Source organism: Allobosea sp. 05T433 (genome assembly GCF_056396065.1).
This window is the reverse complement of sequence record NZ_JBFTKS010000028.1, coordinates 19,158-45,060: the sequence shown is the minus strand read 5'-3', so window position 1 is coordinate 45,060 and position 25,903 is coordinate 19,158. Positions and strand designations below refer to the sequence as shown.

General features: G+C 66.0%; 21 protein-coding genes. 8 read left to right on the top strand and 13 right to left on the bottom strand.

Annotated features, from left to right (window positions below):
* Positions 1-12 precede the first annotated feature (12 nt).
* Positions 13-810 carry an anti-sigma factor family protein gene (locus AC1DGP_RS28410; RefSeq protein WP_476832780.1) on the bottom strand — a complete coding sequence of 266 codons (798 nt, stop codon included), beginning with the start codon at positions 808-810 and terminating at the stop codon, positions 13-15.
* A gap of 1 nt (position 811) precedes the next feature.
* Complete coding sequence (locus AC1DGP_RS28405; protein ID WP_441508339.1) at positions 812-1,309, bottom strand: RNA polymerase sigma factor; 498 nt, start codon at positions 1,307-1,309, stop codon at positions 812-814.
* Positions 1,310-2,068: 759 nt separating this feature from the next.
* Between AC1DGP_RS28405 and AC1DGP_RS28400 the strand changes: the two genes are divergently transcribed.
* A complete protein-coding gene (locus AC1DGP_RS28400) occupies positions 2,069-2,725 on the top strand; it encodes a GGDEF domain-containing protein (RefSeq protein WP_476832779.1) in 657 nt (218 codons plus the stop codon).
* A gap of 150 nt (positions 2,726-2,875) precedes the next feature.
* Here AC1DGP_RS28400 and AC1DGP_RS28395 read toward each other — a convergent pair whose 3' ends face one another.
* The 4 genes from AC1DGP_RS28395 to kynU all read right to left on the bottom strand — a co-directional run bounded on the left by AC1DGP_RS28395 (position 2,876) and on the right by kynU (position 7,545).
* Complete coding sequence (locus AC1DGP_RS28395) at positions 2,876-3,922, bottom strand: amino acid ABC transporter permease (RefSeq protein WP_441508326.1); 1,047 nt, start codon at positions 3,920-3,922, stop codon at positions 2,876-2,878.
* Positions 3,919-5,094 carry an amino acid ABC transporter permease gene (locus AC1DGP_RS28390; RefSeq protein ID WP_476832778.1) on the bottom strand — a complete coding sequence of 392 codons (1,176 nt, stop codon included), beginning with the start codon at positions 5,092-5,094 and terminating at the stop codon, positions 3,919-3,921. Before AC1DGP_RS28390 ends, AC1DGP_RS28395 begins: the two co-directional genes overlap by 4 nt.
* Position 5,095: 1 nt before the next feature.
* Positions 5,096-6,157, bottom strand: a complete 1,062-nt coding sequence (locus AC1DGP_RS28385) for an amino acid ABC transporter substrate-binding protein (RefSeq protein ID WP_476777321.1) — start codon at positions 6,155-6,157, stop codon at positions 5,096-5,098.
* Positions 6,158-6,282: 125 nt separating this feature from the next.
* On the bottom strand, positions 6,283-7,545 hold the full coding sequence (gene kynU / locus AC1DGP_RS28380) for a kynureninase (protein ID WP_476768730.1): 1,263 nt from the start codon (positions 7,543-7,545) through the stop codon (positions 6,283-6,285).
* Between the two features lie 71 nt (positions 7,546-7,616).
* Between kynU and AC1DGP_RS28375 the strand changes: the two genes are divergently transcribed.
* From AC1DGP_RS28375 to AC1DGP_RS28360, 4 genes are all read left to right on the top strand, one after another.
* Positions 7,617-8,435 carry a GntR family transcriptional regulator gene (locus tag AC1DGP_RS28375; protein ID WP_476768731.1) on the top strand — a complete coding sequence of 273 codons (819 nt, stop codon included), beginning with the start codon at positions 7,617-7,619 and terminating at the stop codon, positions 8,433-8,435.
* 88 nt (positions 8,436-8,523) lie between these two features.
* Complete coding sequence (locus AC1DGP_RS28370; RefSeq protein ID WP_476768732.1) at positions 8,524-10,215, top strand: amidohydrolase; 1,692 nt, start codon at positions 8,524-8,526, stop codon at positions 10,213-10,215.
* Positions 10,216-10,226: 11 nt separating this feature from the next.
* Positions 10,227-11,087 (top strand): alpha/beta hydrolase, encoded by an 861-nt coding sequence (locus AC1DGP_RS28365; RefSeq protein WP_441508320.1) that lies wholly within the window; start codon positions 10,227-10,229, stop codon positions 11,085-11,087.
* 357 nt (positions 11,088-11,444) lie between these two features.
* The gene (locus tag AC1DGP_RS28360) at positions 11,445-12,050 is read left to right on the top strand and encodes a GGDEF domain-containing protein (RefSeq protein ID WP_476777324.1); all 606 of its coding nucleotides are present in this window, start codon (positions 11,445-11,447) and stop codon (positions 12,048-12,050) included.
* Positions 12,051-12,146: 96 nt separating this feature from the next.
* On the opposite strand, the gene AC1DGP_RS28355 is transcribed toward AC1DGP_RS28360, so the two are convergent.
* The 5 genes from AC1DGP_RS28355 to AC1DGP_RS28335 all read right to left on the bottom strand — a co-directional run bounded on the left by AC1DGP_RS28355 (position 12,147) and on the right by AC1DGP_RS28335 (position 19,660).
* Positions 12,147-13,034: a hypothetical protein gene (locus AC1DGP_RS28355; RefSeq protein ID WP_476832777.1), complete on the bottom strand. Its 888-nt coding sequence runs from the start codon at positions 13,032-13,034 to the stop codon at positions 12,147-12,149.
* Between the two features lie 89 nt (positions 13,035-13,123).
* On the bottom strand, positions 13,124-15,007 hold the full coding sequence (locus AC1DGP_RS28350) for a UvrD-helicase domain-containing protein (protein ID WP_476832776.1): 1,884 nt from the start codon (positions 15,005-15,007) through the stop codon (positions 13,124-13,126).
* Positions 15,004-17,325: an AAA family ATPase gene (locus AC1DGP_RS28345; RefSeq protein ID WP_476832775.1), complete on the bottom strand. Its 2,322-nt coding sequence runs from the start codon at positions 17,323-17,325 to the stop codon at positions 15,004-15,006. The genes AC1DGP_RS28350 and AC1DGP_RS28345 overlap by 4 nt, the downstream gene beginning before the upstream one ends.
* Positions 17,326-17,534: 209 nt before the next feature.
* A complete protein-coding gene (locus AC1DGP_RS28340; protein WP_476777230.1) occupies positions 17,535-18,242 on the bottom strand; it encodes a GntR family transcriptional regulator in 708 nt (235 codons plus the stop codon).
* An 89-nt stretch (positions 18,243-18,331) separates the two neighbouring features.
* Complete coding sequence (locus tag AC1DGP_RS28335) at positions 18,332-19,660, bottom strand: MFS transporter (RefSeq protein WP_476832774.1); 1,329 nt, start codon at positions 19,658-19,660, stop codon at positions 18,332-18,334.
* Positions 19,661-19,892: 232 nt separating this feature from the next.
* On the opposite strand from AC1DGP_RS28335, the gene AC1DGP_RS28330 reads away from it, so the two are divergent.
* On the top strand, positions 19,893-20,969 hold the full coding sequence (locus tag AC1DGP_RS28330; protein WP_476832773.1) for a CapA family protein: 1,077 nt from the start codon (positions 19,893-19,895) through the stop codon (positions 20,967-20,969).
* A gap of 24 nt (positions 20,970-20,993) precedes the next feature.
* Here the strand turns inward: AC1DGP_RS28330 and AC1DGP_RS28325 are convergent, their stop codons facing one another.
* Complete coding sequence (locus AC1DGP_RS28325; protein WP_476832772.1) at positions 20,994-22,667, bottom strand: ABC transporter permease; 1,674 nt, start codon at positions 22,665-22,667, stop codon at positions 20,994-20,996.
* On the bottom strand, positions 22,664-23,719 hold the full coding sequence (locus AC1DGP_RS28320) for an ABC transporter ATP-binding protein (protein ID WP_476832771.1): 1,056 nt from the start codon (positions 23,717-23,719) through the stop codon (positions 22,664-22,666). Before AC1DGP_RS28320 ends, AC1DGP_RS28325 begins: the two co-directional genes overlap by 4 nt.
* A gap of 108 nt (positions 23,720-23,827) precedes the next feature.
* Between AC1DGP_RS28320 and AC1DGP_RS28315 the strand changes: the two genes are divergently transcribed.
* Together AC1DGP_RS28315 and AC1DGP_RS28310 are read left to right on the top strand one after the other, a co-directional pair.
* Positions 23,828-24,829, top strand: coding sequence for an extracellular solute-binding protein (locus AC1DGP_RS28315; RefSeq protein ID WP_476832770.1), 1,002 nt, complete (start codon positions 23,828-23,830; stop codon positions 24,827-24,829).
* A gap of 45 nt (positions 24,830-24,874) precedes the next feature.
* On the top strand, positions 24,875-25,885 hold the full coding sequence (locus AC1DGP_RS28310) for a hypothetical protein (RefSeq protein ID WP_476832769.1): 1,011 nt from the start codon (positions 24,875-24,877) through the stop codon (positions 25,883-25,885).
* The last annotated feature ends 18 nt before the right edge of the window (positions 25,886-25,903 follow it).

The following is a 25,903-nucleotide window of genomic DNA, read 5'->3' as shown; positions in this document are numbered from 1 at the left end:
CGAAAAAATCCGTCAGCCGACGCAAGCGGGCCGGAGGCTGCGCGCCTCGGCCAGCGCCGCGATCTGTTCGCGCGGGATGCTGCGTTCATCCTCGGTCAGCCTCGCGACGAGGGCGGCAATGCCGTCGAGGCGGGCGGGATCGATGCCCTGCCCGATCAGGGCGTAGCTCGCGTGGTGGCCGTGCCAGGCGCGGATCGCAAAACCCTCGCGATCCTGTACGGCTGGCCGCGCCGGAAGGCTGTCGTCGATCGGCGCGATCCACAGGCCGACGCGACAGCCATTGGGTCCGACATAGCCGGCAAGCACGCCGCCGCCGCGCCGCACGGCGGGGTCGAGCGAGAGATGCACGAGGCGCAGCGAAGCGAGCGACAGATCCGGCAGGGCGTCGACATCGGCGCCTGCCAACTCGACGCCGAGACGCTGCGCCTGGGCGGCGGGCACCTGGGCGAGCCAGAGCCGATGCGCGGCAACGGCCGCGGTCAGCGGTGATTCTGCGGGGTCCGTGCGATACAGGCCGAACCAGGCGACGCCGAGCCCGCAGGCGATGAGCAGCGCGGCCGCCACCTGCAGCCATGGCCGGGGCTTCAGTCGCGTTGGCGGCGGGGGTTCCGGCAAGGCGAAGGGCGGCGCCTCTTCCTGCGGCGGCAGCGCGCGTATGGTGGCGCGCAGATGCGTCAGCGTCGCGACCTTGGCGGCGATCTCGCGATCGGCCGCGATCGCAGCTGCGACCTTGGCCGCCTCGCCCGGCTCCATCTCGCCATCGACATAGGCGTTGAGCAGATCCCAGGAGATGGTTTCGCGCCCGGTCATGTCAGCCACCCGCCTGGCGGCGCCGTGCGGGCAGGACGCGGAGATTGCCGCCCTCGATCGCCTCCAGCAGCGCTGCCCGCGCCCGGCTGATCCGGCTCATCACGGTCCCCGTGGGAATGCCGAGAATCTCGGCCGCCTCGCCATAGCGAAACCCGGCGAGATCGATCAGCTCGAGGATGTCGCGATGCGACGGATCGAGACGTTCGAGCGCCTGGCGCACGGTGATCTCGGCGATCAGGCTGTCATGATGGCGCCAAAATGCGCCCTCGGGCGCTTCCGCCTCGGTGGCGGCAAGCACAGAGGCCTGCCCGCGGCGATGCTCGTCGATCCAGAGATTGCGCAGGATCGTGAAGAGCCAGGGCCGGAGACGCTCGTCCTCCTCGGGGGGCGACGCGGCCAGCGCCTTCATCGCGCAGGATTGCAGCAGATCGGCCGCCGCGTCCCGGCTGCCGCTCAGCCGCAGCGCATAGAAGAACAGGCGGTCCCAGTTCCGGCGCAGGGCACGCTCGACGACGATACGCAGGATGAGCCCCTCCGCGATGGCTTTCAGGCCTCATCCTATCGCAGAGGCTCCCGGGCTTCTCAAGGCTCGGGCAGGTTTCCGGCTCGGACGATGACGCGAGGTGCGCCGTCAAGCTCAACAAATGTTAATTCCTTTCTCGCACATGAAAGGAGTGACGCTGCCATAAAGGACCCTCCCGACCTCGCCTGACGTGCCTGAGGCCAGGTCCCAATGACGCGATGAACATGGACCTTCCGACCCTCTGGTACTTGACCGTTGGAACATCGCTGGTCGCCGCAGCGATGACGCTCTGGGAGCGCAAGGCGCATGCCCAGCGCTCGCGCCCACTCGGAATATGGGCCGCCGGCTATGTCGCTTTCGCCATTGGCTGCCTGCTGGCCATGAGGCGCGAGGCGTTTCCCGGCATCACCGGCCCAGCCCTCACCAATATCGTCATGGTTCTCGGCTACCTCCTGGTTCTCCAGGGCGTCAGATGCCTCGACGAGCGCGTACGCATCGGCCGCTGCGCCGCAGTGCTCATTGTCCTGGCCGCTGCCTGGGCCATCGGCGGCGAAGAGTTTCCGGTGTTCTTCTGGACCTATGTCGGCTCGCTGCCGATCGCCGCGATCTGCGGCCTGACGGCGCTTGTCCTGTTGCGCAGCCGCGCTGTGAAGCCCCTGCGATCCCGGCCGATCGCGGTCGGGGTCTTCGTCTGCCACGGCCTGTTCTATTTTCCTGCGCGCGACTGTCGCGCCTGTGCTCGTCACAACCTACGGGGAGAGCCTGCTGCCGGTTCTCGCCAAGGTCACGATGTACGAGGCTGTGCTGTTCACTGTCGCGATGCCGATGGCCTTGATGGCTCTGATCCGCGAGGAATATCAGGCGCAGCTCCTGGCCGATTCCCGCACCGATTTCCTCACCGGGCTGCGCAACCGCCAGGGCTTTTTCGAACATGGCGCGAGGGCGCTGCGGGATGGGGCGGCGCAGCGGCCGGTCTCAATGCTCGCCTTCGACCTCGATCACTTCAAGGCGATCAATGACCGCTACGGGCATGACGCCGGCGATGCGGTGCTAAGGCTCTTCGCCGCCGTGTCGCGCGACATCGCCGGCGCGAACGGGGTCATCGGCCGCCTGGGCGGGGAAGAGTTCGCGATCCTGCTGCCGGGCCTGGACAGCATGGCAGCCAGCCGGATCGGCGAGACTGTGGCCAGGGAATTTGCCGAACGTGCCGCGAGAAGCGATGGCTTGCAGATGACGGCAACCGTCAGCATCGGGCTGGCCGAAGCCGCATCGAACGCAACCGCCCTCGCCGAACTGCTCTCGGCCGCCGACCTCGCGCTCTACAAGGCAAAAGCGCTCGGAAGGAACCGCATCCAGATCGCCGCGGCGAAGGGCGTCTCCGAAGCGGCCTGACGCCGATCGAATGCCCCGATCGCGACAAGCCCCACCGCCCTCCGGATGGCCAGGCGGAAGGGCGAGACATGACCTGAGCGGACGGCGGCTGCCGTCGCAGAAGCAGCCTCGAATGGCCGCTCCGTCCGCTTTGCCGCGGCTTGCTGGAACTCACACAGCCTGGCGTTGCAGGCGCCTCTCCAACGCGCGGCTGTAATGCGAGATGAAGGAGCAGAACGCGACATAGAGCAGAGCGACGAAGAGATAGCCTTCGAGCGAGAAGCTGCGCCATTGCGGATCGCCCAGCGCCTGCTTGGTTGCGAGCAGGAGGTCGGTCAGGCCGACGATGCCGACGAGGGACGTATCCTTGAACAGGCCGATGAACAGGTTGGCGATCGCCGGAACGGCAAGGCGCAGCGCCTGCGGCACGACAACCAGCAACGATGTCTGCCAATAGCCGAGCCCGAGCGCCTTGGCCGCCTGCTCCTGCCCGGCGGGCACGGCCTGCAGGCCGCCGCGGATGGCTTCCGCCAGATAGGCCGCGCTGAACAGCGTGATGGCGATGAGGGCACGCAGCAGAGCATCGACCTGCAGCTTTCCCGGCAGGAAGAGCGGAATCATGAACGAGGCCATGAACAGCACGCTGACCAGCGGGACGCCGCGGACCATCTCGATGAACATGACGCAGACGCCCCTGATGATGCCGAGCTGCGAGCGCCGTCCGAGTGCCAGCGCAATGGCGAGCGGGAATGCGCCGAGGATGCCGCCGACCGCGAGGAAAACCGTCAGCGGCAGCCCGCCCCATAGATCGGTCGCCACAAAGGACAGGCCGAGCACGCCGCCGCGCATCAGGACGATCACGGCGGGGATCCCCAGCAGCCAGCCCGCGATGACGGCCCGCCCCCCAAAGCGCAGCGAGCAGCTCGCCAGCACCAGCGCGATGGTCAGCAGCAAGGCAGCGAAAGGTCGCCACTGCTCTTCGAACGGGTAGCGGCCGAACAGGATCAGCCGCAATTTCTCGTGGACGAAGGCCCAGCAGGCCCCGCCCATGGCGCGGCAGGTCGCCGGAGACGCCGCCCACCAGGTTGCATCGAACACGGCCCAGCGCAGCAGCGACGGGACGTAGGTGACGAAGAGGCCGAGCATCACGACCGTCAGCAGCGTGTTGCCGACGCTGCCGAACAGGCGTTCCCGCACTGAAGGGGCGGCGGCGCTCATGACGCCCCCTTGAGCGCGACGCGGCTATTGTACCAGTTCATGAAGCCCGAGATCGCGAGGCTGAGCGCGAGGTACACGCTCATCAGGATCGCGATGACCTCGACCGCCTGGCCGGTCTGGTTGATGATCGTGTTCCCGATCGACATCAGGTCGGGATAGCCGATCGCGATGGCGRGCGAGGTGTTCTTGGCCAGATTGAGATACTGGCTGGCGAGCGGCGGCACGGCGACCTTCATCGCCTGCGGGATCACCACCAGGCGCAGCGCCTGGCCCTGCGTCAGCCCCAGCGCAGCAGCGGCCTCGCGCTGGCCGCGGCTGACCGACAAGATCCCGGCACGCAGGATCTCGCCGATGAAGGCGGCGTTATAGAGCGACAGCCCGATCAGGAGCGCCGTCAGTTCCGGCGTGATCATGCCGCCGCCGGAGAAGCCGAAGCGGGTCGGCCGCGGCATGTCGAAGGAGGTCGTCGCGGCGAGATCGAGCGCCACGGTGGCAAGCGGCAGCAGGAGCAGCAGCAATCCGGGCCAGAGCTTCGCCGGCGCGCCCGTCAGCTCCGCCCGGCGCCGGGCCCACAGGCCATGACCGGCGAAGGCGACGAGGCCGACGATCACCGCCACCAGGATGAGGTCGGCGCCATGCTGCAGCACCGGGAAATGCAGGCCGCTCTTGGCGAGATAGACACCGGGAAGCAGCTGCGGCGCAGCCGAAGCGGCCGGCAGCATCTGGGTCAGCACCGCATACCAGAGATAGAGCTGCAGCAGCAGCGGCGTGTTGCGGACGAGCTCGACATAGAGCCTGGCCAGCGGGCTGACGAGGGGATTGCGCGACAGGCTGGCAATGCCGACGACGAAGCCGGCAAGCGTCGACAGCACGATCCCGAGCACGGCAACCACGAGCGTGTTGAGCAGACCGACCAACAGCGCCCGGCCGAAACTCGCGCTGGCGCTGTAGGCGATGAAGCTCTGGCCGATCTCGAAGCCGGCCGCCTGCCAGACGAAGCCGAAGCCCGTCCGGATCGAGCGCGCCTCCAGATTGCCGACGAGGTTCGTGGCKAGGAAGGCGATGGTGCCGGCCAGCACGGCCAGCACGATCACCTGCGTCGCCAGGGCCCGAAAGGACGGGTCGTTCCAGCCTCTCGCCAGGCGCGTCGGCGCGATCGCGACGGCGCTCATCTCAGCGCGTCGGCATGGCGTACATCTGCCCGCCCTTTGTCCAGAGCGCGTTGGCACCGCGCTCCATGCGCAGAGCCGTCCTGGGGCCGACATTACGTTCGAAGATCTCGCCGTAATTGCCGACCCGCTTGATCGCGCGATAGGCCCAACCCGGGTCGAGGCCGAGTCTCTGGCCCATATCGCCGGTGACGCCGAGCAGGCGCTTGATCTCCGGGTTCGCGCTCTCCTTCATCTGGTCGACATTGGCGGCGGTGATGCCCTTCTCCTCCGCCTCGATCAGCGCCATCAGGACCCATTTGACGGCGGTGAACCATTCCAGGTCGTTGCGGCCGACGACCGGCCCGAGCGGCTCCTTCGAGATCATGTCCGGCAGGATCTGCCATTCGTCGGGATTGGGTGCGTCGGAAGCCCTGACCGAGGACAGATAGGACATGTCGGCAGAGAAGGCCTGGCAGCGGCCACTGAAAAAGGCGGCCCGCGCCTCGTTCTGGGCCTCGAACACGACCGGCGTGAATTTCTTGCCGTTGGCCCGGAAATAATCGGCGAGATTGAGCTCGCTCGTCGTGCCGGTGGCGGTGCAGATGCTGGCGCCGTCCAGTTCGAGCGCACTCTTCAGGCCGAGCGATTTCGGCACCAGGAAACCCTGGCCGTCGTAGAAATAGACGCCGGCATAGAGCAGGCCGAGCGAGGCGTCGCGTGTCAGCGTCCAGGTCGCGACGGTGGTGAGCATGTCGATCTCGCCCGATTGCAGGGCCGTGAAGCGCTGCTGCGGGCTGAGCGGGACGAACTTCTCCCGTGCGGCATCGCCGAGCACCGCCGCCGAGACCGCCCGGCAGAAATCGGTCGTCAGCCCGGTCCAGCGGCCCGAACTGTCGGCGATCGAGAAGCCGCCGATGCCGGTGCTGACCCCGCAGGTGACTTCGCCGCGCTTGCGGATGGCATCGAGCGTCGGCCCGGCCTGGGCCGCAGCGGAAAATGTCGCGGCCGCCGCCAACGCGGCTGCAGCGAGGCCAGACTTCATGAGTCCTGCCTTGACGAATCCTGCCTTGAACAGAGTCTTCACGTGTCCCTCCCCTGGAACCGCCGCTCGCCGCTGCAAACGGCTTGCGGACTTGCGCTCATTTTTTGACCGGCGCATGCGCGGGGTTCGCCGGCTGCGCTCTTGCTGTTGGCCGTATCGCGGCGCCGTCAGGTCACGGCGCGCCGTTTGGCGAAACGCTCGTCGCGCCAGATCCCCGAGGTCATGACGTCGTTGAAGGCATGGGCGGCGCGCTCGATATCGGCATAGCCGAGATAGGCGGGTGCGAAGCCGAAGCGCATCATGTCCGGGGCCCGGAAATCGCCGATCACGCCGCGCGCGATCAGGGCCTGTACGACGGCATAGCCGTTGTCTGAGGTGATCGAGACCTGGCTGCCGCGCGCCGCATGAGCGCGCGGCGTGACGATGGCGGCGCCATGGGCGTGGCAGACCGGCTCGACCAGCTCCATGAACAGATCGGTCAGCGCGAGGCTCTTGGCCCGCAGTGCGGACATCTCGACATCCTCGATCGCGGCGAGGCCGGCGTCGACGACGCGCATGGACAGGATCGGCTGCGTTCCGCACAGCAGGCGCTGGATGCCACCTGCCGGCCGGTAGCCGCGCTCGAAGGCGAAGGGGGCGGCATGGCCCCACCAGCCGGAGAGCGGCTGCGACAGGGCATCGTGATGACGCGCCGCCGCATAGATGAAGGCCGGGGCGCCCGGACCGCAGTTCAGGTATTTGTAGGTGCAGCCGATCGCGAGATCGGCTCCCGCGCCGTCGAGATCGACCGGCACGACGCCGGCGCTGTGGCAGAGGTCCCAGACCGCGACGGCGCCCTTGGCGTGGATCAGCCGGTTGAGCGCCGCCATGTCGCGCAGTTCGCCGGTCTTGTAGTCGACATGGTTGACCAGCACGACCGCGGTGCGCTCGTCGACCAGATCCTCGATCCGCGGGGCGTCGACGCCCTCGAGCTTCAGGACGAGATCGGGCCGCCCGGCCGCCACGCCTTCGGCGACATAGAGATCGGTGGGGAAGCTGCCGCCTTCGGCGACGATGACATTGCGATCGGGGCGCAGCGCGAGCGCGGCATGCAGCGCCTTGTAGACATTCACCGAGACGGAATCGCACACCACCGTCTGCCCTGGCGCCGCGCCGATCAGACGCCCCAGACGGTCGCCCAGCGTATTGACCAGGGCGAACCAGCCGGCATCGTTCCAGCTGCGCACCAGCCCTTCCGCCCATTCCTCGCGCATGGCGACCACCATGTCGCTGAAGGCAGCCACCGGCGCCGGGCCGAGCGAATTGCCGGCCAGATAGATCGCGCCCGCAGGCAGATGGAAACGGGCGCGCAGGTGCCCCAGCGGATCGGCGCCGTCGCGCCGCGCGATCTCGGACGCCACCCCTGCCCTGTCCAGCGATGCCAGGTTCATCTCGCCTCCACTCATGGCCGATGCCGCCAGCGCGGCCCATCTGTCGGGGACTATCGAGACCGATATCGAAGATGTCAATTGATATATATAATTTTGCCAATCGCGTCATATTATATATATTGCCGGTAGCATGCGAGGATCCAATGGACGAAACCGACGTCGCCACCAAGACCGAAACCGCCTACCGGACGCTGCGCCAGGAGATCCTCGAAACGCGGCTGCGGCCGGGTGCGCCGCTGAAGCTCGGCGCCATGCGGGAGGCCTACGGCATCGGCTGGACCCCGTTGCGCGAGGCCTTGTCGCGCCTTGAGGCCGAGCGCCTGGTCACCTCCAGCGCCAACAAGGGTTACGCGGTCGCGCCCGTCTCGCTGGAGGAGTTGAGCGACCTGACCAGGGCCCGGCGCCTGGTCGAGCTGCCGATGCTGGCGGAATCCATCGCCAATGGCGACGAGGCGTGGGAGACCGCGCTGGTCGCCGCCCATTTCCGGCTCTCGCGCTGCACGCCGCCGGTGGAAAAGCCGGAAGAGCTGGTCATCAGCGATTGGGAAGAGCGGCACGAGGCGTTCCATCTGGCCCTGCTGGCCGCCTGCACGTCGCGCTGGCTGATGCGCTTCTACGTGCAGATCAAGGATCAGCTGCGCCGGCATCACCGCATCCTGTCGATCGCGCCCGCGCTTTCGCACAGCGCGGCGGGCACGCCATGGCAGGACAGCCCCGCCTTCGCGGCCTTGCGCGATGCGCTGGCGCTCGAGCCGCATACCGCCTTGATGAATGCGGCCCTGGACCATGACGTCGATCGCGCCGTCAGGCTGCTCGACGAGCATATCGAATTCACCCGCAAGGTCTTCGTCGCCTCCGATCTCGACGGCGCCCCCGGCCCCGCTTCCTGACCCCTTCGCGCTTTCGCGTCCGTCCCGCCCGTCCTTCCCGCCCGTCGCCGGTCACACCGGGCCCAGACAAGCCTTGATGAGGATATCCATGCCGTCCGTTCTCCCCGGCACCAGCCCGTCGCTCGTTCTGGTCAATGGCCGGATTCTCAGTGAGGCGGGGCCCTGCGAGGCCCTGGCCATCGCGGGAAACCGTATCGTCGCACTTGGGAGCTCCAGCGAGATCGCCGCCCTTGCCTCGGCCGAGACGGAGCATGTCGATCTCGCCGGCAAGACCGTCACCGCCGGCCTCATCGATGGCCATGCCCATCTCGACCGCGAAGGCCTGAAGAGCGTGCTGCCCTCGCTCGCCGATTGCCGTTCGATCGAGGACATCGTCGCGCGCATCGCCGAGATCGCCCGAACGAAGAAGCCGGGCGAGTGGATCATCACCATGCCGATCGGCATTCCCCCCAGCTATGAGAGCGTGCTGGCGGGAATCGCGGAACATCGCTTCCCCGACCGCTGGGACCTTGACCGCGCCGCGCCTGACAACCCGGTCTATATCCGCTCGATCTGGGGCTACTGGCGCTCGACCCTGCCACTGGTTTCGATCGCCAACAGCCGCGCCCTGCGGCTGGCCGGCATCGATGCCTCGACGGTGGCGCCGGCCGCGTCCATCGAGATCTGCCGCGATGCCGCAGGCGAGCCGAACGGCATCTTCGTCGAGACCAACAAGATGCCGGTGGTCGAGATGAGCCTGATGCGCCGGGCGCCGCATTTCTCCGCCAGCGAGCGGGCCGGCGCGCTCGCGGCATCGATGAAACTCTACAACCGGGCGGGCACCACCAGCGTGTTCGAGGGCCACGGCATTGCCGCCGAGGTGCTGGACGCCTATCGGCAGGTCCGGTCCGAGGGGCGCCAGACCGTGCGGGCATCGATGATCTTCAGCCCGGCCTGGCCCTCGACCTCGGCGGAGGATTGCCGGGCCCTGCTCAAGTCCTGGGGACATTGGCTCGCCGGCCGGGGACTGGGCGACGCCTGGCTCGGTATGGCCGGGCTCTACGGCGAGATCGACGATTCCGTGGAGCGGGAGCTGCGCAGCGCAGCCTTTCCGCAGACAGGCTGGGCCGGCTTCCACTATAATTCGTCGCTGCCGCGCGATGCCCTGAAGACGGTGCTGATCGAAGCCGCGCGCAACGGCATCCGGGCGGTCGGCATCCTGCCCAATATGCTCGACCTCTTCGCCGAGGTGGACAACGTCACCCCGCTCGCCGGCCAGGGCTGGGTGCTCGGCCATGTCGTCAGCCTGACGCCGGACCAGGTGAAGCGGGTTGCCGATCTCGGGCTGGCGGTGACCACGCATCTGACCGCCTATATCTACAAGCGCGGCAGCGAGCTGGTCGAAAAGCTCGGGCGCGAGCGGGCTGGCGAGATCGTGCCGCTGCGCTCCCTGCGCGAGGCCGGCGTGCCGATTTCGTTCGGCAGCGACAACGCACCGCTCAGCCTGTTCCACTCGATCGCCCATGCGGTCAACCGACGCGACCGGACCGGCGCCGTCATCTCCCCCGAACAGGCCCTGACACGCGAAGAGGCGCTGGAATGCGCGACGCTCGGCGGCGCGAAGCTGACCTTCGCGGAGGGCGAGAGGGGCAGCATCGCCATCGGAAAGCTCGCGGATCTGGCCGTGCTCTCGGCCGACCCGCTCCGCTGCGCGCCCGACGAGCTCGCCCGGATCGAGTCGCTGCTGACCGTCGTCGACGGGCAGATCGTCTATCGCGCGGACGCCGGCGGCGGGCGCTGAGGGAGGCCGCCATGACCGAACTGCCGACGAAAGCCGTCTTTCTCGACTATGATCAGGCCCGGCTCGACCTGAACTACAATCAGGGCGCCTGGGCCGCCAATGCCGACGAGATCATCGCCTGGTACCGCGAGGCGAGCCTTGCTGCGCATCGCAACCTCACCTGCCGCCCGCTCGCCTATGGCGAGGGGCCGGCCGAGCGGATCGACCTGTTCCCGGCGGCCTCAAAGCGGGCGCCGCTCGTCATCTATGTCCATGGCGGCGCCTGGCGCATGCTCGACCGGATGGACAGCGCCTTTGCGGCGGAAGCCTTCGTGGCCGCCGGAATGAACTTCGCCGTGCTCGACTTCGCCAGCATTCCCGCGGTCCGGCTGCCCGAGATGGTGATGCAGGTCCAGCGCGGCATCGGCTGGCTCGCCCAGCACGCCAGCGAGTTGGGCTATAACCCCGAACGCCTGTTCGTGATCGGCCACTCCTCGGGGGCGCATCTCGTCGCGGCCGCGCTCACCGCCGAGACGCCGCATCGCATCGCGCCTGGCATGGTCGCCGGGGCGCTTTGCGCCAGCGGCGCCTATGATCTGGAAGGGCCGATGCTCAGCGCGCGGGGGCGCTATCTCGGCCTGACGGCAGCCGAGATCGCGGCATTCAGCCCGATCCGCCATGTCGAAGCGCTGACCTGCCCCGTTCTCGTCGCTTATGGCGAGGCTGAAACCGACGAGTACCGGCGCCACGCCACGACGTTCCACGCAAGCCTGGAGAAGGCGGGAAAGGCAACGCAGCTGCTTCGCGCCGAAGGGCAGAACCATTTCGAGGTCAGCCGCATGCTGGCTGCGCAGGATAGCCCGATCTTCGACGCGGTCATGAAAGCCGTCTGATGTCTTGCGTCTCCAGGTCGCATTCCCGGCCTGCGCGAACCGGACCGGTCAAGCGGCTTGCCCTGCGCAGGCTGCTGGCGGGGCGCGCGTTGAAGCGCTCCCTGCCAACAAGCCAGCGTGGCTGACAGGTCTTCAGCCGCGGTGCCTGCGCTCTGTCAGCGCCCCTTCCGGTGCAGGACAGCGCGCAGATATCGCGTGGCGCAAAATAGCAAGCCGGACACCAAGTCTCCGGGCAGGGTCCCGACCTCACCGTCAGGAATGGCGCTTCCGGCTCCCCGACTTCAGCATTGTCCCTGACGCGTCACGTCGTAAGCTGCCTGGCTTCTGATCGCTTGCCTCCTTCGACTGGAGGCCACGATGTACGAGGCCGTCCGCTTCATGATGGCCATGCCGATGGCCTTGTTGGCGCTGATCCGCGAGGAATACCAGGCTCAGCTCCTGGCGGATTCCCGGACGGATTTCCTGACCGGACTGCGCAACCGGCAGGGGTTTTTCGAGCATGGCGCCAGGGCGTTGCGGGATGGGGTGGCGCAGCGGCCGGTTTGCCTGCTCGCCTTCGATCTCGACCACTTCAAGGCGATCAATGACCGCTACGGCCATGACGCGGGGGATGAGGTGCTAAAACTCTTCGCCACGGTGGCGCGCGAGATCGCCGGCGCGGACGCGATCCTCGGCCGGTTGGGCGGGGAAGAGTTCGCGCTCCTGCTACCCGGCCGGGACAGCAAGACGGCAAGCCAGATCGGCAAAGCCGTCGCCAGGGCATTCGCCGAACGCGCAGCGCGAGGCGATGGCTTGAACCTGACGGCGGCCGTCAGCATMGGGCTGGCCGAAGCGCAATCGAACGCGACCGAACTGGCCGCGCTGCTCTCGGCCGCCGACCTCGCGCTCTACAAGGCCAAAGCCCTCCTCGGGCGGAACCGCATTCAGGTCGCCGGGTCGACGAGGATTTCCGAGGCGGCTTGAGGCGGATGGGGCTGAATGGCGACAAGCCTGCCAGCTGCTTTCAGCGCCGCGGTGCCTGCCACCGGTTGTCATCGCGCAGCGGCAACACTGGTCAGCTCAAGCGGGCGCATCCGCTGGGTGTCCGTACAGACGCGCCCACTGCTCCGCGTCGCGCTGCTTTAGGACTTCGAACGCATCAACGATACGGTCCAGCACCGTTACTTTACGCATCTGACCTACAGCCCAGATTGCCAAGCCTCGTTCGTTGTCGATTAGCCCCACGTTGCATTGATGGACCAGTTCCAAGGCTTCATCGTCACTGACTACCCTAGCCATTTGAGCGCAGAGATAGAGGTATGTTGCTGGATGTCGCTGACGCAGCTCGTCCCAGATCTCTGCCGTCGTATCTCCGCATCTCCTTATAGCCTTCGCGATAATCCAACCTTCCTCACACCGAGCAACCAGCTCTGGAATGATCGCTTCCAAGAATTCAGGCTTGGCCTGATAAGCCAGCGCTTTAGCTGCCCGAAAATCTCCCGAGGCGCGCCAATAACCAAGAGCTATAGGGGCCTCAAAGTGGCTTTCGTGCGCTTTCACCGCCTTGATCCAGCGCGCCATAGCGCCGCGACCGCCGCGATCTACCCATCGCTCCAGGAGCATTTGCTGTGAGTTTAGAGGCAGGTATGCGAAAACCTCGCTGTGAAGCGCGTCTGCAGCGCGCCTCAAGTTGCGGGCACTGTCCGAAGCTACGGCTGTGTATTCGACTAGATCGACCACGGGCGCGGCGTCATCGAGCCCGTTCGCAAGAAGGCGCAGCAGACGTCGGCGAAGCGCTAGCCGCACAAGGAGCGGCGCATCGAGTGATGCAGAGATGGCCATACATAAATCTGGAAAGCTTAGACACGCGATATACGCGCGCACCAAGCTCCGCCKATCAGTCTGGTAAAAATCGTCCGTAACCAGAGTCTGGACGCGCTCCAAAACAATATTCACGTCCGGATGCATTGCGACCCTCTGCACTCTAGGGAACGTCCATCACAAGAATTGAGCTGTCTTGACTGCTGGTAGAGATTAGCCCGGCATCCAATCGGCTCTCAGGAGGCAATGGTCTCAACCTCGTCGTCGGCGAACCAGCCACGTTCTAGCAGGGCCGTGCGCGCCAGGTTGGGATTGTCGGAATAATAGACGATCGCCAGGCTCTCCTCAGCACGACTGCAGGTCACATAGAAGAGACGACGGGTGCGTTCGATACTGGTGTCGTTACCCGCCGCCTCATTTTCGAGGTCGGTTTTAGACTTCTCCTTGGTCCCCATGATCTTGCCGTAGCTAAACAGGAAGCCGCGCGCTTCGTCGTCGCTAATCACCACCATCACGCGCGGAAACTCGCGCCCCTTCACGCCCTGATGGGTATCGAATTGAGATACGCCGCGGACGTAGCGATCATATCTCTCGATCTCGCGAAATGGCGCGTCGAGCGCCCGACGCCAGGCGCCCGCTTCGGTGCTCTCGTCCTCCTCCTGCTCGGCCGCCGCCGTGTCCGCAGGCACCTCAGGAACGAACGGCTGCAGAACGTCGGGAACAACGAACAACTCGGTAGCGGCCACGTAGCGCAGCACGACGCGCAGAGATGGCGGATCTCCGGCCAGCAGTAGCGCCCGAAGCCCGTCGCACGCGGCCCTGGCACGCACCAACTCCTCCTGCTGCTTCTCCCCGGCTTCCGCCAGCCGCTGCCGACAGAGCAGCGGCGAAGTCTGGCGGATCGCCGCTGCGATCGCAAATCGGTCGCCTACCGCCAGAGCATTTGCCAGTGGGAGCAACTCGCGGGTGAAGAAGCCGAGACCGCGGCCAGTGCCGTCGAGCAGCCCAGTCCGCATCGGCTCATAGGCATAGAGCGACCCGAAAAAACGTTCGAACCCGAACCGGCGCGCCGACATCATATGCTCGAGCGCGAGGGTTTTCACTCTGTTACGTCCGGGGAGCCAGCCTTCATCGTCGGTCAGCTCGGCCATTCTCGTCGCTGCGGTCGCTTCGACATCCCTTTTACTGGCGACCGTCTCAGGCGCAAGGAACAGCCGGACGGTCCCTTCCGGTGCGTCGCTCCGCGGCTGTTGCTCTTGTTTATCATCATCGGCGCGAATCTTGTTGATGAGCGCAATCACGCGCTTGGGGCACCGATGGTTCATCGCTTTGCGCGGCCTCGCCCACGCTTCAGGGATCGCTTCGGCGAGGCCGACCTTACCATCGGCGTAGATACGCTGCATGGTGTCGCCGAACAGCCCCAGGCAGAACTGCGCGGGGAATGCCGCCTGGACATCAAGCAGCGCGTCCATGAGGCGCTTTGCGGTATCCTGGCTCTCGTCGATCAACAGGATGGGATAGCGGGCAATGAGGAGCCGGCGCAGGCCCGACTTCGCGTTAAGGAATGCCGCGGTCATAGCGATGACCTCGGCGTGATTAAGGGAATCGCGCGTGCGATTGTCTCCGGTCGGGCTGTAGATGAACCGCATGATCTCGCGGAGTTTCTCGCGGCGTCGGGCCTTGCTCTCGATCGATTGCGCGCGCTCGATCGCAGCCTTGCCACCCCGGCCCTTCGCCTGCTTTTCTTCAAGCTCCGCAATCTCGGCGAGCAAGTTCGCGTCGACCCACTTGCGTATGTCGGCGTCATAGCCGCGGATCAACGACCAGGCGAAGGCGTGTATGGTGGAAACGTCGACCCGGGGATCGAATTCGAGACGCTGCACGATCTCGTCGCAGGCGGCGTTGGTGTAGGTAATGACCGCAATCTTCTGGCCAGTCAGCGTCATCTGGCGGCCTTGGCGCTCACAAAGGTCGCGCACTGCACGGACCAAAGACCGGGTCTTGCCCGAGCCGGCGCCTGCGTAGAGGAAGAAGCTTCGCGGCGCGGCGAGATCGAGGCAGTCGCGAATGGTCTCGTCTGCCACTGCATCGATCAGATCGTCGGTGCTCACGGCGGTCATGCCGCCCCTCCCTCAATCGCCGGCAATATTTCGATCTGCTTCTTCTTGAGCCGTTCCTGCAGCCAGGCCAGCCCTTCGGCGATGTAGCGCGGCACCGTCAGGGTTTCGAACATCTCGGCATCAAGCACGTCGAGCGCGAACTCGGCCTTCTTGCCGGTCTTGAGCGCATCGAACATCGCCGCGCCAACCGCGACCGCCCCCCCGCCCCCGGCGATCGCCTCGCGGAACTTGGTGACCAGCCCGGAGCCCGGAAGTGCGGCGAAGAAGGCGAGGTTCTCGAATGCGAGCGCATCCTCGAACGTGTAAGGATAAGCTGTCTCGCTCGCGACAGCGCCCGGAAGCGTCACTTCGACAGGCAGCTGATAGGCGGCGCGCACCGCGAATAGTGGGTCCTCTGCGGGCTCAAGTATTCGCTCCGCCGGCGTCGCTTTCCATAGCGCGTCGACGTCGGCTTGCGCCGGCACCCATTGCCGCAGTGTCGTGTTGTTGGTGGTCTGCCCGGCACCCGGGGTGGGTGGCGCTGATGTGATCGTGCCGGCCGCTTGGCTGTCGATATCGGTGATGATTAGAGTCAAAAGGCCGAGATGGTCGATCAGCGGGCGAAGGCGATGGGCGTGGCTGCCGCCAATCTCGAGCAAGGTGATGTAGCTCTTGCTGAGCACCTCGAACTTGTGACGGATGAAGTTCGGCACGATCATGCGTTCCGCGGGCCCTTCGACCAGGATGGCGGCATCGGCGAAGAACAGGTCGGCGTGTTGAGCACGCAGATATCGCGTCACGAACCGGGCCGTTTCGTTGCCCGTGCCGAACACCTGCGAGAGGTTAATCACCGTAGAGACCGGTATCCGCGACACCATGCCGGCGGGCAAGCGCCGGAAGTAGCGCAGGCATTCGAACGATACCTCATGCGCGACATGGCTCGAATGCGTGCTGACCAGGAGTTGTGTGCGCCGCAGTTTGGTGCCGTCGAGGTCGGGATGGGCGCGAAGCACCTCGTAGGCCTTATTGATAAACACCTGCTGGACCTGCGCATGGAGGTGCGCCTCGGGCTCCTCGACGAGGACGAGATGCAGTGGCTCGATCACGGCGGCGGGATTAGTGCTCGCAGCCTTACCTACACGCATCCACGAATCCCGGAAGCTCATCAATCGGAAGATCATCGAGATGAGGTTCTGATAGCCGAGCCCATTGTTGTTCTCGGGCAGGCGGAGCACCGGCACCGCCGCCTCTCCCTCCGCCGGCTTCACGTCGACCACGAAGGTCACCGCTGAGGAGTGGTTGAGGCCGTCGATCGCCTTGAGCCGCGTCGACACCTTCGGCTTGGGGTCGGTGACGCCGGGATAGCCCATGCCCTCGACTTCGCTGAACGCCGCTTCAAAGCTCTCGGTGAGCTTCTGATCGAACGCGTCCTGCGCTGCTTCGATTGCCTGCAACGCCCCCAAATCCTTGACGTTCGGCCCCTTTGTTGGATCGAGGTGCTTCGAGTAATAGCTGCGCAGCTGATCAGAAAGCCGACTGCCAGGCGATCCGGCCGGCGCCTCCTCGTCATCGTCACGCGGCACTTCTTCGCCGAAACCGCGCTGCGCCGGAATATCGTGAATTCGCACCAGCCCCTTTAGCGGTTCGCCATCGAGGCTGAGCGAGGCGGCCGGGAGTGATTGCGGGCGCGCTTGGCCATTCAGCGGTGTCTGGACTTGTGCTGGGTCGAGGGTGAATGCGCGGATAATGAAGCTCTTGGACAGCCGCCGGCTCAAGTAATCGACGAGCGTCGACGGCCATATCGTGAGCTTGGGCTCGGGTATCTCTTGACCCTCGGCCGCGATCTTCTCGGCGTGCGCCTGCTTCGCGGCAGCGCGCAACGCCTCGGCATCGGCGACCGCGGCCAGGAAATCCCTGTAGAGGTCGCTGAGATTGGTCGGCTCGTAACGGAGCCGCACGCCGAGCAGCCCGCCTTCCCAATCAAGCGTCGGAATCAGGTCGCGAACGTGATGCATCTCCCCGGCGTCTACGTCGAGCCAGAGATCTAGTGTGGGGAGCAGCGGCAGCCACGGCTCAAGCGTAAGCTCGACCATCTCATTGGCCCGCTTCGCATCGACCCAACTCTGGCCGATGCGATCGATCGCCGGCCAATGACACAGCGTAACATCGTGAACCTCAAATGGGCAGCGTCGCGGTACGAGGAAGCGCCGCAAGGCCAGCATTGCTGAACTCTTACCGCTGTTGTTGGCGCCAACGAACAGAGTCTGCTTCTCGGCGAGGTCGACACGTACGGATAGCAGCTTACGAAAGTTAGCTATCTCGACAAACTTGATAAGCACGTCGCCCCCCCAGAATAGGCATCACTAGTACTCCGGCCCATACATGTTCTTGCCGCGCAAGGGCAAAATCAAAACGGATAGGAAAACTGCCCTCAACCTTTGATCGTAGCCCGAGTACGAGCGAGACCAGGCAAGACACTTCCAATCGAATCCGGGAGCGTTTCTCCAGTCCGGTAATCCCGACCTGACGCGCCCCAGCACCCCAAGTCTCACCCGCTGAACACCGACCTCTCCGCAAATCCCGTATGCCGCCGCATCATCCGGCCCACCACCCGGTCGCGCGAGATGCGGATGTGGCGTGCCACCGCCTCGCGGGCCGCGGCTGCGTCCCGGCGGGCCAGCGCCTCGATGATCTCGTCATGGTCGTGGCGGACCTCTTCGCCGTCTTCGGCCGCGCCGAGATCGGCGAAGAGCAGGCGCTGCATCTCGTCCATGGTCTGGCCGATGCCGCGCAGGAGGCGGGCGTTGTCGGCGATGGTGGCGATCGCCTCGTGAAAATCCTGGTTGGCGCGCATGAAGGCGCGGTAGCTCGCCTGGTCGCCGATGCGCAGCTCGACGGAAGATAGCCGGCGCATCATCGCGACATGGCTGTCGGTGATGCGCGGGGCGGCGAGTTCGGCCGCTGCGCATTCGAGGATCAGGCGCATCTGGATCAGCTCGTGGAAATCGCGGAGCGAAAGCTCGGTGACGCTGTAGCCGCGGCGCGGAATGACGCGGACCAGCCCGTCCTGCCTGAGCCGCGACAGGGCCTCGCGCAAGGGCGAGGTGCTGACCTTGAAGCGCGCGACGAGATCGGATTCGTTGAAGACCGCACCTTGCGCGATCTCCCCAAAAATGATCGCGGCGCGGAGCTCCTGATAGACGCGCTCGGCCAGCGAGAGCTTGGCATCCTGTCCTGCTTCGGCCTTGGCCGGCATTGTTCTTAGCCCTTCGTGAAAAGGGTCGCGGCGCCTGATGCRCCGCGACCGCTCCCTGCCCTATTGGTCGGCGGGTTCGGCAGGCCCCGTCAAGCCCGGCGCCCGGCGAAGAAGCGCTGGACGACGACGAGGATGATGAGGGCAGCGAGCGCCTCGACAAGCGCAACCGCAATCAGGCCGGGCGCGATCTGGCCCGTGGCGTCCTTCAGCAGGCCAAGGCCATAGGGGGCGAGGAAGCCGCCGAGATTGCCGAAGGAGTTGATGATCGCGATGCCGGCGGCGGCAGCGGTGCCGGCGAAGAGCCGGTTGGGCAACTGCCAGAACACCGGAATCGCGCCATAGGCCCCGGCGAGCGCCAGAGAAAACAGCACGACGACCATCTGCGGCGAGCCGTGCAGGGCGAAAGCGACGCCGGCCAGGCCGAGCGCGCCGACGATCAGCGAGCCGACGCATTGCAAGAGCGGGCGTCCGGTCCGGTCAGCCATCAGGCCGTTGCCGATCATCACCGCGGAACCGACGAGCGAGGCGCCCGAGACCAGCCAGCCAATGGTCGCGACATTGCCGAAACCGGCCTCGCGCATGATGGTCGGGCCCCAGAAGGCGACGGTGGCGTTGGCGACGATGATGCAGAAATAGACCAGCGTGAAGATCCAGAGCCGCGGATCGCGCAGCACCGTCGACAAGCCGTGCTCACGCGGGCCGAGCGCCCTTGCATCGCGCTCGAGATCGTCGCGGACCGCGCTGCGCTCAGCATCCGAGAGCCAATGCGCCTGTTCCAGTCGGTCGGTCAGCCAGGCCAGCGCAAAAAGCCCGATCAGGATCGTCGGAATGCCCTCGACGATGAACAGCCATTGCCAGCCCGACAGGCCGCCCATGCCCTGCATCCCGGTCATGATCTGCCCGGCAAGCGGGCCGCCGATGACGCCGGACAGCGCGACCGACGACATGAAGATGCCAAAAACCCTGGCCCGGCGCTCGCTCGGGAACCATTGCGTCAGGAACAGGATGACGCCCGGGAAGAACCCTGCCTCGAAGGCACCGAGCAGGAAGCGCAGGATGTAGAAAGTCGCGGGCGTCGTCGCATAGGACATCAGCGCGCAGATCGTGCCCCAGCCGATGGCGATGCGGGCGATGGTCTTGCGCGCGCCGATGCGCTGCAGCAGCAGGTTGCTCGGCACTTCGAACAGGAGATAGCCGATATAGAAGATGCCGGCGCCGAGCCCGTAGACGGCCTCGGAGAAACGCAGCTCGTCGGCCATCTGCAGCTTGGCGAAGCTGATATTGACGCGGTCGACCCAGGCCAGCACCCAGAGAACCATCAGGATCGGGATCAGGCGCCAGAAGATCCGGCGATAGGCGGCGTCGAGCAGCGTCGTGGCCGCGCGGGCGGCCGCGCCCGGTAGCGATGTGTCGGTCATGTCAAAATCCCCTCGGCGGCCTTCGGCAGCATGCGCGATGTCGTGGCCGGATTTGTGATGCATCAATAAAACATCATAAACAAATCGCGGCTGTCAACAGGCACGCCTGAGCCCATGGCGATACCGATCGGTTGAACGCACCCTCCCCTGCGATCCCAGCACGGACCTCTTGACCGCCGGCACACATTGCGAGCAGTAATTGAAACATCAACAAAACATTTAAGGGATGACCATGTCCATTCTGACGCTCGGCGCTGCCGGAGATATCGTAGTCCGCGAGCGGCTTTATGCCGGCGATGCGCTGATCGACGAGGGTTATGGCGAGACGCTCGCCTATCTCCGGCAGAGCGATCTGGTCTGGGGTTCCTGCGAGGTGCAGTTCGCCCGCCAGGGCTATCGCAGTGATGCGCCGATCGCCTATCTCGTCGACCCGACGGTGGCCGCCGATCTCGGCCGGTCCGGGTTCGGGCTGATGACGGTTGCGACGAATCACACCTGCGATTTCGGACCCCAGGCCTTCCTGGAGACACTGCGCCACCTGCAAGCGGCCGGCGTCGAGACGGTCGGCGGCGGCAAGGACCTCGCGGCCTCGCTCGTGCCGGACCGGCGCGTGATCAATGGCTGCAGGCTCGGCACCATCGCGGTCTCCTGCCTGCTGCCGCCGGATTATGCGGCAACGGAGACCCGGCCGGGCATCGCGCCGCTCGCGATCGAGCAATGGCCGGAAATTAACCCGGTCCTGCTCGCGACCGAGCCCGGCGCACCAATGCGAATGCGCAGCCGGGTCCGCGAGAGCGATCTCGCACGGCTGCGCGGGCAGATCGCCAGCTTGCGCCCTGAAGTCGACGTGCTGATCGTCAGCGTGCATTGGGGCTATGGCCGCGGCGACCCGCTGGCCGAATACCAGCGCCCGCTGGGACAGGCGCTGATCGATGCCGGCGCCGACATGGTTCTCGGCAACCACGCCCACAGCCCCGCCGGCGTCGAGACCTATCGGGGCAAGCCGATCCTCTACAGCCTCGGCAACCACATCGCCCAGCAGGACTGGGACAATGCCACGCCCGACCAGAAGATGATCTTCTCGCAGATCGATTCCTGGTCGCTGGTCTGCCGCATCGGCATCGGCCAGGGCGGCGTCGAGACGATCGAATTCCGCGCGACCGAGTGCAACAGAAGCGGGATGCCGGTGCTGATCCAGGAGCCGACCCGCGCCCTGCCCGTACTCGACCGCTTCGACCGGCTGTCACGCGGCATGGGCACGCAAGCCGAGATCGACGGCCTGAACCTGACCGTCCGGTTCGGTGGGTGAACGCGCCCCCGAGTGCGCCTTGGCTTACAGCAAGGCGCGCTCGTCGCGCCCCAACAGACGGAAGGCGAGATAGATCGCCCCGGCGCTGAGCACGAGCAGGATCGTCGAGAGCGAGGCGGCCGTGCCGTAATCGCCATCATTGATCGCGATATAGATCTTGACCGGCATGGTGATGGTGCCGCCGACATAGAGCACGAGCGACGAGGAGAGTTCGTTCACCGCCGTGACGAAGGAGAGCATCGCGCCTGCGATGATGCCGGGCAGGATCAGAGGGATGGTGACGCGCAAAAAGGCCTCGACCGGGCTGTAGCCGAGCGAGATCGCCGCCTCCTCCATGCTCGGCCCGACCTGGCGCAGCGCGGCGGCCGAGGAGCGCACCGCATAGGGCAAGCGCCGGATGAAGACGGAGAGGATGATGATCGCCGCCGTGCCGGTCATCACCAGCGGCGGCGTGTTGAAGGCCGCGATGAAGGCGACGCCGACGACGATGCCGGGCATGACATAGGGCACCATCAAGGTGGCATCGAGCAGCGAGGTCTGGGCGGTGTTGCGCCGCGCGACGAGGCAGCCGATCAGCGTGCCGATGACCACGATCATCAGCACGGAGGCGCCGGAGAACAGCAGCGAATTCCACACGACATCGCCGAGTGTGGCGACGATGCGGCGGTAGCTGTCGAGGCCGAAGCCCGGCTGGAACACCGGCCCGTTCGTCTTCCTGACCGAATAGATCGCCGCGATGATCGCCGGCATCGCGCCGCCGAGCGCGATGAAATAGACCGCGGCATGGGCCGCGACATTGGCAAACCCGCGCAGCCTGATCTTCTCCGGGCGGTTGATCAGGTTGCTGTGATAGACGTTTTTCCGCGACATGAAGCGCTGGATGAAGACGAAGACCATCGACATCAGGATCAGCGCCAGGCTGAGCGTCGTCGCCATGCCGAGATTGGAGCCGATCTCGGCGGAATAGGCGGTATAGGCCTCGGTAGCCAGCACATTGAAGCCACGCCCGAGCAGCCGCGGCGTGCCGAAATCGGCGATGGCATGGATCAGCGCCAAGAGCCCGCCGGCCGAGAGCGCCGGCAGGACCAGCGGGAACGAGATCTTCAGCACGCGCTGGAACGGCGTCAGCCCGAGATTCTCCGCCGCCTCCTCCAGCGAGCGGTTGACATTGGCGAGCGCGCCCGAGGTCAGCAGGTAGACATACGGATAGAACTTGAAGGCGAAGACGATGAGGATGCCCCAGACGCCGTAGATCGGCGGCATGAAGACGCCCCAGGACATCAGCGTCTGGCGCACGATGCCGCCCGAGCCGAACAGCACGATCCAGGAATAGGCGCCGATAAAGGGCGGCGAGACCAAGGCCAGGATCGCCAACATCGAGACGAAGCGGCCGCCCGCGATCTCGATGCGCGCCATGCAGAAGGCCATGACCGAGCCGAGCAGCAATGCACCCGCCAGGCCGCCGAAGCCGATGATCAAGGTGTTGATGAAGGCGTTGAAATAGCGCGTGCTGCCGAACAGCCTTTGCCAGTTGGCGAGCGTCAGCACCCCGCTCTCGTCGCGGAAGCTGGAGACCAGCACGAGCCCGAGCGGGATCAGCAGCAGGACGATCAGGATCGCCCAGGCCCCGACCGCGACCAGCGTCCAGAAATCCGGACGCCAGCTGCGGCGCGTGGCTGAAACCGCGATGGCGCTCATGCGGTAAGCTCCGCCGGGACACGCCGTCCCTTAGCGTCGAAGCCATGGAGATCGGCAGGGTCGAAGCTCAGGCGGATCTGCCGGCCGGCCTCGATCGCGAGATCGGGCGGCGGCGCGCCGATCTGGGCTACGAGCCTGTGCCCCTGCGCCTGGACGGTGAGATGCGCCTCACGGCCGAGATAGGAGAAATGCTCGACCGTACCGGCGATGCTGGCGGCGCCGTTTCCACTTCCCCCTTCGCTGCCCCCCGCCTCGGCGAGGCGCAGGCGCTCCGGCCGCAACGCCCATTGCGCCACGTCCTTCACCTCCGGCAGGCCGAAGGCGGCGGGCGCGAGCAGGTTCATCGTCCCGACGAAGGAGGCGACGAAACGCGTCGCCGGCTTCCCGTAGATCTGCTGCGGCGTGCCGATCTGCTCGACGCAGCCATGGTCCATCACGCAGATCCGGTCGGAAATGGCGAGCGCCTCCTCCTGGTCATGCGTCACATAGATCGCGGCGATGCCGATCGTGCGCTGGATCGCGCGGATCTCGTCGCGCAGGTCGAGCCGGAGCTTGGCGTCGAGATTGGAAAGCGGCTCGTCCATCAAGAGCAGGCGTGGCTTCACCACCATCGCCCGGGCAATGCCGATGCGCTGCTGCTGGCCGCCCGACAGTGCGGCGGGCAGGCGCTCGGCAAGCGCCGTCAGCCGGACGGTCGCCAGCGCCTCGGCGACGCGCTCGCGGATCTCGGAGGCCGCGACCTTGCGGGCTTTCAGGCCGAAGGCGACGTTCTCGGCGACCGTCAGATGCGGGAAGATCGCATAATCCTGGAAGACCATGCCGATATCGCGCTTATGCGGCGGCACCGAAAGCAGGTCGTGGCCGGCGAGATCCACCCTGCCCTCGGTGAGCTGCGAGAAACCGGCGATCGAGCGCAGCAAGGTGGTCTTGCCGCAGCCCGATGGGCCGAGCAGCGTGAAGAACTCGCCCTTCGCGACCGAGAAGGACACACCGTTCAAGGCCGTCGTGGCCCCATAGCGCTTGATCGCGCCGTCGACAGTCAGATACGCCATGCCGGCAAAGCACTCCCGTCCCTTCCCTAGTTGCGCATGGCCGCGATTGGACGGCAAGATGGAGAAACTGCGCCGGCGCAGATCGGTGTGACAGGGATGGGGATGAGCATGACAGCGAACGGAAACATGTCGCGCAGGACCTGGATCGGGCATCTCGTGCTGACGGCTGGGCTGCTTGGCGTGGCCGGCGGGGCCTCCGCGGCCGACAACAAGGTCGTGCTCTACACCGCCCATAAATCCTCGATCGTGCAGAAGATGATCCCGCTCTTCGAGGCCGAGACCGGAATCAAGGCCGAGGTCGTACAGCTCGGGTCCGGCGATGTCTTCCGCCGCGCCCGCGCCGAGGCCAGCGCGCCCAAGGCCGATGTGATCTGGAGCGTCACCGGCTCGCTGCTCAGCGAAAACGCCGATCTGCTCACGCCCTATACGCCCAACGAACAGGCGGCGATCGACGAGCGTTTCGTCGCGAGCCCGGCCTGGACGCCCTATACGACCGTGATCTACGTGCTGATGGTCAACAACAAGATGGTCAAGGACGCCGAGATCCCGAAGACCTGGGCCGAGCTGTCCGATCCGAAATGGAAGGGCAAGGTCGCCTCGGCCCGCGTCGACAATTCCGGCTCGGCCTTCCAGCAGATGACGACCGTGCTGACCGCCGGCGGCGACAAGGGCTGGGAGGTCTATGGCAAGCTCGCCAAGAACTTCATCTTCTCCGACAGCTCCGGCGCCGTGCCGCGCTATGTCGCCGATGGCGAGGCGCCGCTCGGCCTGACGCTCGAGGACAATGCGCTCGAATATGTCGCCGGCGGCGCGCCGGTGAAGATTGCCTATATCGCGGACGGCACGACGACCTCGCCCGACGGCGTGGGGCTGGTGAAGGGCGCGCCCAATCCCGAACCGGCGAAGCGCTTCATCGACTGGGCCTTGTCGAAGAAGACGCAGGAAGCTCTGGTGAAGGAAGCCGGCCGCCGCTCGGTGCGCAAGGATGTCGCCGCGCCGGGCGATGTCAAGCCGCTGGCCGAGCTGACCCTTGTCAAGCTCAAAACCGTCGAGGAACTCGGCGGCACCAAGGCGATGATAGAAAAGTGGAGGCAGGCGACCGGCCAGTGATGGCTTGAACGAGCCGGCTGAAGCCGCCTCGCGCCGATATCCACCATGCAGATTGAAAGCTTCAGCCTCGGCAAGCGCTTCGCCAGCCCTGAGGAGAACGAAGACAGCGTCGTCATCCTGCCCGGCCGCGGCTATGCCGTGATCGACGGCGTAACCGACCGCAGCGGCCGACGCTTCGGGACGATGCGGGCCGGGCGCTTCGCCTCGGCCCGGGTCGCGACCGAAGTCGCCCGCTTCCTCCTCAGCGAAGACCTGAGCGTGCGCGGCGGCGATGCGCGTGTGCGCCGGCTGGTCCTGGCGCTCAGCGACACGCTGCGGGACGGCTATGCGGCGCATGGACTGTCGGAACGGGCGGAGACCGATGCGACAACGCGGATCGGCTGCACGCTGGCGCTGGGCTATCACGACGGCCCGGCCCTGCAGCTGGTCTCGATCGGCGATTCCGGCATCCGCTTGAGCGCGAAAGGCCTGGGGACAGTCCGCCATGTCGAGGCGAAGCCCCTCGACCGCGTGACCGCGCTGATCCGGCGGGAATGCTGGGCCTATCTCGGCAGAATGCGGGCCGATCCCCTGCATCAGCGCACGATCTCGGACGATGCCGTCTGGAACGGGTTGCGCGTGCCGCCGGCAGGCCTGAGCGCCGAGGCCAGCGCCGAAGTCAGGGCCCATGTGCTGCATCTTTGCAGCGAGGAGATGCCGACTATCGCGCGCACCGAGATCGAGCGGCTGCTCGACAGCGGCATCAGCGGCCAGCGCGTCTTCGCCAATCATCCGACCAGCGATCTGGGTTACGGCGTGCTCGACGGTTTCGCCATCGCCGAGCGGCATGTCTTCACCGCCGACTATGCCGCAGACGAGGTCACGCGGCTCGAATTGTTCAGCGACGGCTATTTCGCCGAGCCAGAGGCCTTTGGCGTCGCGGCCTGGGAGGCGAGTTTCGCCGAGGTCGAGCGGCTCGACCCCGACAAGATCGGCCCCTATGCCAGCGTGAAGGGCTCCGGCCCCGATGGCTGGACCGACGACCGGACCTATCTGGGGATCGCGTTCGATCGCTGAACGGGGCGGTGCCGCCCC

Coding starts and splice junctions, on each gene's coding strand:
- AC1DGP_RS28410 (WP_476832780.1), bottom strand. CDS start 810: ATGACCGGGCGCGAAACCATCTCCTGGGATCTGCTCAACGCCTATGTC.
- AC1DGP_RS28395 (WP_441508326.1), bottom strand. CDS start 3,922: ATGAGCGCCGCCGCCCCTTCAGTGCGGGAACGCCTGTTCGGCAGCGTC.
- kynU (WP_476768730.1), bottom strand. CDS start 7,545: ATGAACCTGGCATCGCTGGACAGGGCAGGGGTGGCGTCCGAGATCGCG.
- AC1DGP_RS28375 (WP_476768731.1), top strand. CDS start 7,617: ATGTCAATTGATATATATAATTTTGCCAATCGCGTCATATTATATATA.
- AC1DGP_RS28370 (WP_476768732.1), top strand. CDS start 8,524: ATGCCGTCCGTTCTCCCCGGCACCAGCCCGTCGCTCGTTCTGGTCAAT.
- AC1DGP_RS28365 (WP_441508320.1), top strand. CDS start 10,227: ATGACCGAACTGCCGACGAAAGCCGTCTTTCTCGACTATGATCAGGCC.
- AC1DGP_RS28350 (WP_476832776.1), bottom strand. CDS start 15,007: ATGACCGCCGTGAGCACCGACGATCTGATCGATGCAGTGGCAGACGAG.
- AC1DGP_RS28340 (WP_476777230.1), bottom strand. CDS start 18,242: ATGCCGGCCAAGGCCGAAGCAGGACAGGATGCCAAGCTCTCGCTGGCC.
- AC1DGP_RS28335 (WP_476832774.1), bottom strand. CDS start 19,660: ATGACCGACACATCGCTACCGGGCGCGGCCGCCCGCGCGGCCACGACG.
- AC1DGP_RS28330 (WP_476832773.1), top strand. CDS start 19,893: ATGTCCATTCTGACGCTCGGCGCTGCCGGAGATATCGTAGTCCGCGAG.
- AC1DGP_RS28325 (WP_476832772.1), bottom strand. CDS start 22,667: ATGAGCGCCATCGCGGTTTCAGCCACGCGCCGCAGCTGGCGTCCGGAT.
- AC1DGP_RS28320 (WP_476832771.1), bottom strand. CDS start 23,719: ATGGCGTATCTGACTGTCGACGGCGCGATCAAGCGCTATGGGGCCACG.
- AC1DGP_RS28315 (WP_476832770.1), top strand. CDS start 23,828: ATGACAGCGAACGGAAACATGTCGCGCAGGACCTGGATCGGGCATCTC.
- AC1DGP_RS28310 (WP_476832769.1), top strand. CDS start 24,875: ATGCAGATTGAAAGCTTCAGCCTCGGCAAGCGCTTCGCCAGCCCTGAG.